The organism is Kineococcus xinjiangensis (assembly GCF_002934625.1).
In the GTDB taxonomy this organism is placed as follows: Bacteria; Actinomycetota; Actinomycetes; order Actinomycetales; family Kineococcaceae; genus Kineococcus_A; species Kineococcus_A xinjiangensis.
The window spans coordinates 58433-70099 of the sequence record NZ_PTJD01000003.1 but is presented as its reverse complement, the minus strand read 5'-3'; the positions used below and the strand labels follow the sequence as shown (position 1 = coordinate 70099).

6 protein-coding genes are annotated in these 11667 nt (G+C 68.4%); all 6 read right to left on the bottom strand.

The window, feature by feature from the left end; genetic code table 11:
* Nucleotides 1–52 precede the first annotated feature (52 nt).
* The 6 genes from fusA to rplL all read right to left on the bottom strand — a co-directional run bounded on the left by fusA (nt 53) and on the right by rplL (nt 11612).
* On the bottom strand, nt 53–2155 hold the full coding sequence (fusA, locus tag CLV92_RS05125) for an elongation factor G (RefSeq protein WP_104431741.1): 2103 nt from the start codon (nt 2153–2155) through the stop codon (nt 53–55).
* Nucleotides 2156–2231: 76 nt separating this feature from the next.
* A complete protein-coding gene (rpsG, locus tag CLV92_RS05120) occupies nt 2232–2702 on the bottom strand; it encodes a 30S ribosomal protein S7 (protein ID WP_104431740.1) in 471 nt (156 codons plus the stop codon).
* Nucleotides 2702–3076, bottom strand: coding sequence for a 30S ribosomal protein S12 (gene rpsL, locus CLV92_RS05115; protein ID WP_104431739.1), 375 nt, complete (start codon nt 3074–3076; stop codon nt 2702–2704). Before rpsL ends, rpsG begins: the two co-directional genes overlap by 1 nt.
* A gap of 263 nt (nt 3077–3339) precedes the next feature.
* Nucleotides 3340–7227 carry a DNA-directed RNA polymerase subunit beta' gene (locus CLV92_RS05110; RefSeq protein WP_104431738.1) on the bottom strand — a complete coding sequence of 1296 codons (3888 nt, stop codon included), beginning with the start codon at nt 7225–7227 and terminating at the stop codon, nt 3340–3342.
* 95 nt (nt 7228–7322) lie between these two features.
* Nucleotides 7323–10808 (bottom strand): DNA-directed RNA polymerase subunit beta, encoded by a 3486-nt coding sequence (rpoB, locus tag CLV92_RS05105; RefSeq protein WP_104431737.1) that lies wholly within the window; start codon nt 10806–10808, stop codon nt 7323–7325.
* Nucleotides 10809–11222: 414 nt separating this feature from the next.
* Entirely contained in the window at nt 11223–11612 is a 390-nt protein-coding gene (gene rplL, locus CLV92_RS05100) for a 50S ribosomal protein L7/L12 (RefSeq protein ID WP_104431736.1), read from the bottom strand.
* Nucleotides 11613–11667: the final 55 nt, after the last annotated feature.

Below are 11667 nucleotides of genomic sequence, written 5' to 3'. Positions count from 1 at the left end.
GCCCGTCTGAGCCAGCTTGCCAGACGGGCCGTCGTGCGGCTCGGTCGGGGGACTACTCCCCGCGCACCTTCTTGACGATCTCCTCGGCGACGTTCCGCGGAACCTCGTCGTAGGAGTGGAACTGCATGCTGTACACCGCGCGGCCCTGGGTCTTCGACCGCAGGTCGCCGACGTAGCCGAACATCTCCGACAGCGGAACGAGCGCACGCACGACCTTCGCGCCGCTGGCGTCCTCCATGGACTGGATCTGGCCGCGGCGGGAGTTCAGGTCGCCGATGACCTCGCCCATGTAGGTCTCAGGGGTGCGGACCTCGACGGCCATGACCGGCTCCAGGAGGACGGGGTCCGCCTTGCGGACGGCCTCCTTCAGCACCATCGAGCCGGCGATCTTGAACGCCATCTCGGACGAGTCCACGTCGTGCGCCGCACCGTCGAGGAGCGACGCCTTGATGCCGACCAGCGGGTAGCCGGCGACGACACCGAGCTGCATGGCGTCCTGGATGCCCGCGTCCACGCTGGGGATGTACTCGCGCGGGACACGCCCACCGGTGACCTTGTTCTCGAACTGGTACATCTCCCCGTCGGCCGTGTCGAGCGGCTCGATGGAGACCTGGACCTTCGCGAACTGCCCGGACCCACCCGTCTGCTTCTTGTGGGTGTAGTCCATCTTCTCCACCTTGCGGCGGATGGTCTCGCGGTAGGCGACCTGCGGCTTGCCGACGTTGGCCTCGACCTTGAACTCGCGGCGCATGCGGTCCACCAGGATGTCCAGGTGGAGCTCGCCCATGCCGGCGATGATCGTCTGGCCGGTCTCCTCGTCGTGGTGGACCTGGAAGGTCGGGTCCTCCTCGGCGAGCTTCTGGATCGCAGTGCCCAGCTTCTCCTGGTCGCCCTTGGTCTTGGGCTCGATCGCGACCGAGATGACCGGCGCAGGGAAGGTCATCGACTCCAGGACGACGGGTGCCTGCGGGTCGCAGAGCGTGTCGCCGGTGGTCGTGTCCTTCAGGCCGATCATCGCGTAGATGTGGCCGGCGCTGGCCTCGTCGACCGGGTTCTCCTTGTTGGAGTGCATCTGGAAGAGCTTCCCGATGCGCTCCTTCTTGCCCTTGGTCGAGTTGATGACACCGGACCCGGAGGCCACCTTGCCCGAGTACACCCGGACGTAGGTGAGCTTGCCGAAGAAGGGGTGCGAGGCGATCTTGAACGCCAGAGCGGAGAACGGCTCCGCCGCCTCGGGACGGCGGACGATCTCGGTCTCCTCGTCGCCGACCTTGTGCCCGACCATGGGCTTCACGTCCAGCGGCGAGGGCAGGTAGTCGATGACCGCGTCGAGCATGGGCTGCACGCCCTTGTTCTTGAACGCGGACCCACAGAAGACGGGGTAGACCTCACTCGCGATCGTCAGCTTGCGGACGGCCCCCTTGATCTCCTCGGGGGTCAGCTCCTCACCACCGAGGTACTTCTCGAGGAGGGCCTCGTCCGACTCGGCGATGCGCTCGACGAGCTTGTGGCGGTACTCCTCGACCTGCTCGGCCAGCTCTGCCGGCACGGGCTCGATCGTGTAGTCCTCGCCCTTCTTGACCTCGCCGCGCCACGTGAGCGCCCGGTTGTAGACCAGGTCGATGACGCCGGTGAAGGAGTTCTCCGCACCGATGGGCAGCTGCATCACCAGCGGCTCCGCACCCAGGCGGTCGATGATGGTGTTGACCGTGAAGAAGAAGTCGGCGCCCAGCTTGTCCATCTTGTTGACGAAGCAGATGCGCGGCACGTCGTACTTGTCAGCCTGGCGCCACACCGTCTCGGACTGGGGCTCGACGCCCTCCTTGCCGTCGAAGACGGCGACCGCACCGTCGAGGACGCGCAGGGAGCGCTCCACCTCGACGGTGAAGTCCACGTGACCGGGGGTGTCGATGATGTTGATCTGGTTGTCGGCCCAGAAGCAGGTGGTGGCAGCCGAGGTGATCGTGATCCCCCGCTCCTGCTCCTGCTCCATCCAGTCCATCGTGGCTGCGCCCTCGTGGACCTCACCGATCTTGTAGTTGATACCGGTGTAGAAGAGGATCCGCTCGGTCGTCGTCGTCTTGCCGGCGTCGATGTGCGCCATGATGCCGATGTTGCGGACCTTGTGGAGGTCGGTCAGCACGTCGAGTGCCACGTTCTACTGCCTCTTCCCTGGGCTCGGCGGGGTCGCGTCCGGGCCGGCCGGACGACAGTGCGCGCTCAGCGCTGGATCACCAGCGGTAGTGCGCGAAGGCCTTGTTCGACTCGGCCATCTTGTGCGTGTCCTCGCGGCGCTTCACCGCGGCGCCGAGGCCGTTGCTCGCGTCGAGGATCTCGTTCATCAGGCGCTCGGTCATCGTCTTCTCGCGACGCTGCCGCGAGTAGCTGACGAGCCAGCGCAGCGCGAGCGTGGTGGAGCGGCTCGGGCGGACCTCGATCGGCACCTGGTAGGTGGAACCACCCACGCGGCGGGAGCGGACCTCGAGCGCCGGCTTCACGTTGTCGAGCGCGCGCTTCAGCGTCACGACCGGGTCGGCGCCCGACTTGGCGCGGGCACCCTCGAGGGCGCCGTAGACGATGCTCTCGGCGACGGACTTCTTGCCGTCGAGGAGCACCTTGTTGACGAGCTGGGTCACCAGCGGGGACTGGTAGACGGGGTCGACCACGAGGGGACGCTTCGGCGCGGGGCCCTTGCGCGGCATCAGCTCTTCTCCTTCTTCGCGCCGTAGCGGCTGCGAGCCTGCTTGCGGTTCTTCACGCCCTGCGTGTCGAGCGAACCGCGGATGATCTTGTAACGCACACCGGGCAGGTCCTTCACACGACCGCCGCGGACGAGCACGATGGAGTGCTCCTGCAGGTTGTGGCCGACACCGGGGATGTACGCGGTGACCTCGATGCCGCTGGTGAGGCGGACGCGGGCCACCTTGCGCAGCGCCGAGTTCGGCTTCTTCGGGGTGGTCGTGTAGACGCGGGTGCACACGCCGCGCCGTTGCGGGCATGCCTTGAGCGCGGGCGTCTTGGTCTTGACGACCTTGTCCTCCCGGCCCTTGCGGACCAGCTGCTGGATCGTGGGCACCCTGTCTCCGTGTTCTTCGTTCTGGATCTTCGGCCGGCGATTCCCGTCCTGAGAATTCGCCCCGGTAGGCATCGCCGACCCACGAGGTCGGGCGTGTCGCTGGGTCCTACCCGCTCCGTTGCATCGTCCTGATGAACGCAGCAGGCATGGCGGTCCCAAGCACGATCGAGGCTACCCGTTGTGGTGGAGGGGGTCAAAACGGCTCCCCTCCCCCACACACGGCGGCGGGAGCCCCGCAGGGGCCCCCGCCGCGTGCACGTGCGTCAGCGGTAGTCGTTGCCGCCGTAGTCGAACTCCTCCAGCGGGACGGCCTGGCCGCTGCCGATCCCGAACTGCGCGTAGTCGACGTCGTCGTAGCCGGGCACCGAGTACATCGTCGCCTTGGCCTCCTCGGTCGGCTCCACCCGGATGTTGCGGTACTGGGCGAGGCCCGTGCCGGCCGGGATGAGCTTGCCGATGATGACGTTCTCCTTCAGGCCCAGCAGCGGGTCGCTGCGGCCCTCCATGGCGGCGTTCGTGAGCACCCGCGTCGTCTCCTGGAAGGAGGCGGCGGAGAGCCACGAGTCCGTCGCCAACGACGCCTTGGTGATCCCCATGAGCTCGGGCCGCCCCGAGGCGGGGCTCCCGCCCTCGGCGACCACGCGACGGTTCTCCTCCTCGAAGCGGGCCCGCTCGGCGAGCTCGCCGGGCAGGAGGTCCGCATCGTTGGACTCGATGATCGTCACGCGCTTGAGCATCTGGCGCACGATGACCTCGATGTGCTTGTCGTGGATCGACACGCCCTGGCTGCGGTACACCTCCTGGACCTGGTCCACGAGGTGGATCTGCACCTGGCGCGGGCCGAGGATGCGCAACACCTGCTTGGGGTCGATGGCCCCCTGCACGAGCTGCGTGCCCACCTCGACGTGCTGGCCGTCGGCGACCAGCAGGCGCGAGCGCTTGCTGACCGGGTAGGCCAGCTCCTCCGCGCCGTCGTCGGGGGTGATCAGCAGGCGCCGTCCCTTGTCGCTCTCCTCGATCGTGATCCGCCCGGAGGCCTCCGCGATCGGCGAGAAGCCCTTGGGCGTGCGGGCCTCGAAGAGCTCCACCACACGCGGCAGACCGTGCGTGATGTCACCCGACTCGCTCGCCGCACCACCGGTGTGGAAGGTGCGCATCGTCAGCTGCGTCCCCGGCTCACCGATGGACTGGGCCGCGACGATGCCGACCGCCTCGCCGATGTCGACGAGCTTGCCCGTCGCGAGCGAGCGGCCGTAGCACTTGGCGCAGGTCCCCACGCGCGATTCGCAGGTGAGCACGGAGCGCACCTTGATCGACTCCACGCCGAGGGAGACGAGGCGGTCGATGACCAGGTCCCCGAGGTCCTCCCCCGCCGCCAGCACGACCTGGCCGTCGGCCGAGACGTCGGCGGCCAGCACGCGTGCGTAGACGCTGGTCTCGACGTCGTCGTGGCGGCGCAGGGAGCCGTCGGCGCCCTTGACGGCGATCGGCATGAGCAGGCCGCGCTCGGTGCCGCAGTCCTCCTCGCGCACGATGACGTCCTGCGAGACGTCGACGAGGCGCCGGGTGAGGTAGCCGGAGTCCGCGGTCCGCAGTGCGGTGTCCGCCAGACCCTTGCGGGCGCCGTGCGTGGTGATGAAGAACTCCAGCACGGTCAGCCCCTCGCGGAAGCTGGCCTTGACCGGGCGCGGGATGATCTCGCCCTTCGGGTTGGCCATCAGGCCGCGCATGCCGGCGAGCTGACGCATCTGCATCCAGTTGCCTCGCGCACCCGAGGACACCATCCGGGCGATGGTGTTGTGGATGGGCATGGCCGCCTCGAGGTCGCGGGCGACCTCGTTGGTGGCCTGCGTCCAGATCTCGATGAGTTCCTGACGGCGCTCGTCGTCGGTGATCAGACCGCGCTCGTACTGCTGCTGGACCTTCTCGGCCTTGGCCTCGAACCGCTCCAGGATCTCCTGCTTGTTCGGCGGGGAGACCACGTCGGCGATCGAGACCGTCGTGCCAGAGCGGGTGGCCCAGTAGAAGCCGGCCTCCTTCAGTGCGTCGAGCGTCGCCGCCACCTGCACCTTCGGGTACTCCTCCGCCAGCTTGTTGACGATGGCGGAGAGCCGCTTCTTGTCCACGACGGCGTTGACGTACTCGTAGTCCGCCGGCAGCGCCTCGTTGAACAGGGCGCGACCGAGGGTGGTCTCCACGATGAGGTCGTCACCGGACTGCCAGCCCTCCGGCAGGGTCGCCGACATCGCCTCGTCCGGCACGACCTGCGACAGCTTGATCCGGACCTTGGCGCTCAGGCTCAGCACCCGTGCGTCGAAGGCCATGATCGCCTCGGCCACCGAGGAGAAGGTGCGCCCCGTCCCGGCGGCGTCCTCGCGCTCGGTCGTCAGGTGGTAGATGCCGATGATCATGTCCTGGGTGGGCATGGTCACCGGACGACCGTCGGCCGGCTTGAGGATGTTGTTGCTGGACAGCATGAGGATGCGGGCCTCGGCCTGCGCCTCCGCCGACAGCGGCACGTGCACGGCCATCTGGTCGCCGTCGAAGTCCGCGTTGAACGCGGTGCAGACGAGCGGGTGGATCTGGATGGCCTTGCCCTCGACGAGCTGGGGCTCGAACGCCTGGATGCCGAGGCGGTGCAGCGTGGGCGCACGGTTGAGCAGCACCGGGTGCTCCGTGATCACCTCGGACAGGACGTCCCAGACGACGGGGCGGGCGCGCTCGACCATGCGCTTGGCGGACTTGATGTTCTGCGCGTGGCTGAGGTCCACGAGCCGCTTCATGACGAAGGGCTTGAACAGCTCCAGCGCCATCTGCTTGGGCAGACCGCACTGGTGCAGCTTCAGCTGCGGGCCGACGACGATGACCGAACGACCGGAGTAGTCGACGCGCTTGCCGAGCAGGTTCTGCCGGAAGCGGCCCTGCTTGCCCTTGAGCATGTCCGAGAGCGACTTCAGCGGGCGGTTGCCCGGCCCGGTGACCGGGCGACCACGACGGCCGTTGTCGAACAGCGCGTCGACGGCCTCCTGCAGCATCCGCTTCTCGTTGTTCACGATGATCTCGGGAGCCCCGAGGTCGAGGAGGCGCTTGAGCCGGTTGTTGCGGTTGATGACGCGGCGGTACAGGTCGTTCAGGTCGCTCGTCGCGAACCGGCCACCGTCGAGCTGCACCATCGGGCGCAGGTCCGGCGGGATGACCGGGACGCAGTCGAGCACCATGCCCTGCGGGGAGTTCCGCGTGGTCAGGAACGCCGAGACGACCTTCAGCCGCTTCAGCGCCCGCGTCTTCCGCTGGCCCTTGCCCGTCGCGATGATCTCGCGCAGGCTCTCCGCCTCCGCCTCCAGGTCGAAGCTCTGCAGGCGCTTCTGCAGGGCGGCGGCACCCATGCCGCCCTCGAAGTACATGCCGAAGCGCTCGCGCATGGCGCGGTAGAGCACCTCGTCACCCTCGAGGTCCTGGACCTTGAGGGTGCGGAAGCGGTCCCAGACCGTCGTCAGACGGTCGATCTCCGTGTCGGCGCGCCGGCGGATCTGCGCCATCTCGCGCTCCGCGGACTCGCGCACCTTGCGGCGCACGTCCGACTTCGCGCCCTCGGCCTCGAGCTCCGCGAGGTCACCCTCGAGCTGCTTGGCCCGGGCGTCGACGTCCGCGTCGCGCCGGTTCTCGATCTCCTTCTTCTCGACCTCGATCTGGGCCTCCAGCGACGACATGTCGCGGTGGCGGGCCTCCTCGTCGACCCAGGTGATCATGTAGGCGGCGAAGTAGATGACCTTCTCGAGGTCCTTCGGCGCCAGGTCGAGCAGGTACCCGAGGCGGCTCGGGACACCCTTGAAGTACCAGATGTGCGTCACGGGGGCGGCGAGCTCGATGTGGCCCATCCGCTCACGACGCACCTTCGCCCGGGTCACCTCGACGCCGCAGCGCTCGCAGATGATGCCCTTGAACCGGACGCGCTTGTACTTCCCGCAGTAGCACTCCCAGTCCCGGGTGGGGCCGAAGATCTTCTCGCAGAAGAGCCCGTCCTTCTCCGGCTTCAGGGTGCGGTAGTTGATGGTCTCGGGCTTCTTGACCTCACCGTGCGACCAGGTGCGGATGTCCTCCGCCGTGGCCAGCCCGATGCGCAGCTCGTCGAAGAAGTTGACGTCGAGCAACGTGCCCTTCTCTCTCTTCAGTGTCCGTGGTCTGACGGGATCGACTCGTTGGCCGGCGGTGCGGGGGCTGCGCTCGGCGCAGCCCCCGCGGTCCGTCAGACCTCTTCGACGCTGCTCGGCTCGCGCCGCGACAGGTCGATGCCCAGCTCCTCGGCCGCCCGGAAGACGTCCTCGTCGCTGTCACGCATCTCGATGGACATGCCGTCGCTGGAGAGCACCTCGACGTTCAGGCACAGCGACTGCATCTCCTTGATGAGCACCTTGAAGGACTCCGGGATTCCGGGCTCGGGGATGTTCTCGCCCTTGACGATGGCCTCGTAGACCTTCACCCGGCCCAGCACGTCGTCCGACTTGATGGTGAGCAGTTCCTGCAGGGCGTAGGCGGCGCCGTACGCCTCCAGTGCCCAGACCTCCATCTCGCCGAAGCGCTGACCACCGAACTGCGCCTTACCACCGAGCGGCTGCTGGGTGATCATGGAGTACGGACCGGTCGAGCGAGCGTGGATCTTGTCGTCGACCAGGTGGTGCAGCTTCAGGATGTACATGTAGCCCACGGACACAGGGTCCGGGAACGGCTCGCCGCTGCGGCCGTCGAACAGCCGCGCCTTGCCGTCGCCGCCGACGAGGCGCTGCCCGTCGCGCGTCTGGCGCGTCGACGACAGCAGCCCGGTGATCTCGTGCTCACGGGCACCGTCGAAGACGGGCGAGGCCACGCGCGTCCCGGCGGGACCGGTGCGGATCTCCTCGGGGATGAGGCTCGCCCAGTCGGGCTGACCCTCGATCTCCCAGCCCTGTGCGGCCACCCAGCCCAGGTGCAGCTCCAGCACCTGGCCGACGTTCATCCGGCTCGGCACGCCGAGGGGGTTCAGGATGACGTCGACCGGCGTGCCGTCCTCGAGGAACGGCATGTCCTCCACGGGGAGGATCTTGGAGATGACGCCCTTGTTGCCGTGGCGGCCGGCGAGCTTGTCACCGTCGGTGATCTTGCGCTTCTGGGCCACGTAGACACGCACGAGCTGGTTGACGCCCGGCGGCAGCTCGTCGCCCTCGTCGCGGTCGAAGACCTTCACGCCGATGACCGTGCCGGTCTCGCCGTGGGGCACCTTCAGCGAGGTGTCGCGCACCTCGCGCGCCTTCTCGCCGAAGATCGCACGCAGGAGCCGCTCCTCGGGGGTCAGCTCGGTCTCGCCCTTGGGGGTGACCTTGCCGACGAGGATGTCGCCCGGGACGACCTCGGCGCCGATGCGGATGATGCCCCGCTCGTCGAGGTCGGCGAGGACCTCCTCCGCGACGTTGGGGATGTCGCGGGTGATCTCCTCGGGACCCAGCTTCGTGTCGCGGGCGTCGACCTCGTGCTCCTCGATGTGGATCGAGGAGAGGACGTCGTCCTGCACGAGGCGCTGCGACAGGATGATCGCGTCCTCGTAGTTGTGGCCCTCCCACGGCATGAAGGCCACGAGCAGGTTGCGCCCCAGCGCCATCTCGCCACCGTCGGTGGAGGGGCCGTCGGCGATCACCGTGCCGACCTCGACGCGCTGCCCCTCGTCCAGCAGGACCCGCTGGTTGTACGCGGTGCCCTGGTTGGAGCGGCGGAACTTCGCGACGCGGTAGACCGAGGTGGTGCCGTCGTCGTTGGAGACCGTCACCAGGTCGGCGGAGACCTCGGTCGCCACGCCCGCCTTGGTGGCGGTGATCACGTCGCCGGCGTCGACGGCCGCGCGGAACTCCATGCCGGTGCCGACGAGCGGCGCCTCCGAGCGCACCAGCGGCACGGCCTGGCGCTGCATGTTGGAGCCCATGAGCGCGCGGTTGGCGTCGTCGTGCTCGAGGAACGGGATCATCGCGGTGGCGACGGAGACCATCTGCCGGGCTGCGACGTCCATGTAGTCGACCTCGTCGCGCGGGACGAACTCCGCCTCGCCGCCCTTGCCTCGCACCAGGACGCGGGCCTCGGCGAAGGTGCCGTCGGCCGCCAGCGGCGCGTTGGCCTGGGCGATGACGAAGCCGTCCTCCTCGTCGGCGGTGAGGTAGTCCACCTCGTCGCTGACGTGGCCGTCGACGACCCGGCGGTACGGGGTCTCGATGAACCCGAACGGGTTGATCCGCCCGTACGACGACAGGGAGCCGATGAGGCCGATGTTCGGGCCTTCCGGCGTCTCGATCGGGCACATGCGGCCGTAGTGCGAGGGGTGGACGTCACGGACCTCCATGCCGGCCCGCTCACGGGAGAGACCACCCGGGCCCAGCGCCGACAGGCGGCGCTTGTGGGTCAGGCCCGCGAGCGGGTTGGTCTGGTCCATGAACTGCGACAGCTGCGAGGTCCCGAAGAACTCCTTGATGGAGGCCACGACGGGACGGATGTTGATCAGCGTCTGCGGCGTGATGGCCTCGACGTCCTGGGTGGTCATGCGCTCGCGCACGACGCGCTCCATCCGGGACAGGCCGGTGCGGACCTGGTTCTGGATGAGCTCGCCGACGCTGCGCAGACGGCGGTTGCCGAAGTGGTCGATGTCGTCGACCTCGACGCGCACCTCGATCGACTCGCCGTTGCGGGTGCCGGGCATCGACGTCTCGCCGGCGTGCAGGCGCACGAGGAACTTGATCGTGGAGACGATGTCGTCCACGGAGAGCACGCTGTCGCTCAGCGGCTGCTCCTGCCCCAACTTCTTGTTCACCTTGTAGCGCCCGACCTTGGCGAGGTCGTAGCGCTTGGGGTTGAAGTAGAGGTTGTCGAGCAGGTTGCGCGCGGCCTCCTGGGTCGGCGGCTCACCCGGGCGCAGCTTGCGGTAGATGTCGAGCAGGGCGTCCTCGACGCCGGCGGTGTGGTCCTTCTCCAGCGTGGAGATCATGGACTCGTAGTCCGCGAACTCCTCGCGGATCTGCGACTCGCTCCAGCCCAGCGCCTTCAGCAGCACCGTGACCGACTGCTTGCGCTTGCGGTCGATGCGCACGCCGACCATGTCGCGCTTGTCGATCTCGAACTCGAGCCAGGCGCCGCGCGAGGGGATGATCTTCGCGGTGTAGACGTCGCGGTCGGACGTCTTGTCCGCCACCCGCTCGAAGTAGATGCCGGGCGAGCGCACCAGCTGGGAGACGACGACACGCTCGGTACCGTTGATCACGAAGGTGCCGCGCTCGGTCATGAGCGGGAAGTCGCCCATGAACACGGTCTGGCTCTTGATCTCACCGGTGGTGGTGTTCATGAACTCCGCGGTGACGAACAGCGGAGCCGCGTACGTCATGTCCCGCTCCTTGCACTCGTCGAGCGAGTACTTGGGCGGCTCGAACCGGTGGTCGCGGAACGAGAGGGACATGGAGCCGGAGAAGTCCTCGATCGGGGAGATCTCCTCGAAGATCTCCTCGAGACCGGAGGTCGTCGGCACGTCCAGCCCACCGGAGCGCGCGGCCTCGACCCGCTGCTGCCAGCGCTGGTTGCCGAGGAGCCAGTCGAAGCTCTCCGTCTGCAGCGCGAGCAGGTCGGGGACCTCAAGGGGCTCGCGGATCTTTCCGAAGGAATAGCGACCGGATGCGGTCAGGGCCGAAGTGGTGCCAGGTGCGGACGCTGTGCGCGAGGCGGCCAAAGAGGGGTCCTTCCACGGGCCTGCGAACATTTGGGCACTGTCCCGGCCCCACTCGGTCGAAGGCGACCGGCCATATGGCTCTGGGCAGCGCAAAACAGCAGCATAGCCGCGGAAGGCAAGACTGTCCACACCCCCTCGAGGGGTGGCGATGCGGTCCCGACCGGCCGAGCGGCGGCGCTGCCGCGGGCGGACGATCCAACCGGTGATGAGGATGACCGCCCCGCGCCCCGGCGTCAAGGCGGCCCGCCGGACTGTGGACCGGGCCGGGCCGAGGCCGGCCGGGGCTCAGCCGTGACGGCTCCCCCGCTCCCCCTCGCCGATCCGGCTCCGGGAACGCCGACGGGGGCGCACGAGCAGTTCGCTCGTGCGCCCCCGCGGGCGGTCGCGACGCGGCCGGAGGGCCGCGTCAGCGGGTCACTTGAGGGTGACGGTGGCGCCAGCGCCCTCGAGGGCCGCCTTCGCCTTCTCGGCAGCGTCCTTGTTGACCTTCTCGAGGACGGGCTTGGGGGCGCCGTCGACCAGGTCCTTGGCCTCCTTCAGGCCGAGGCTGGTGAGGGCGCGCACCTCCTTGATGACGCCGATCTTCTTGTCACCGGCGGACTCGAGGATGACGTCGAACTCGTCCTTCTCCTCCTCGGCCTCGGCAGCAGCGCCACCGCCACCGCCACCGGGGGCGGCAGCCGCCACGGCCACGGCCGCGGTGACGTCGAAGGTCTCCTCGAACTGCTTCACGAACTCCGAGAGCTCGATCAGCGTCATCTCCTTGAACGCGTCGAGCAGCTCGGCGGTGCTGAGCTTCGCCATGGTGGCGGTCCTTCCTCATCGTCGGACGCGGCGCCGCGCCGCGGTCCAGTCCTGG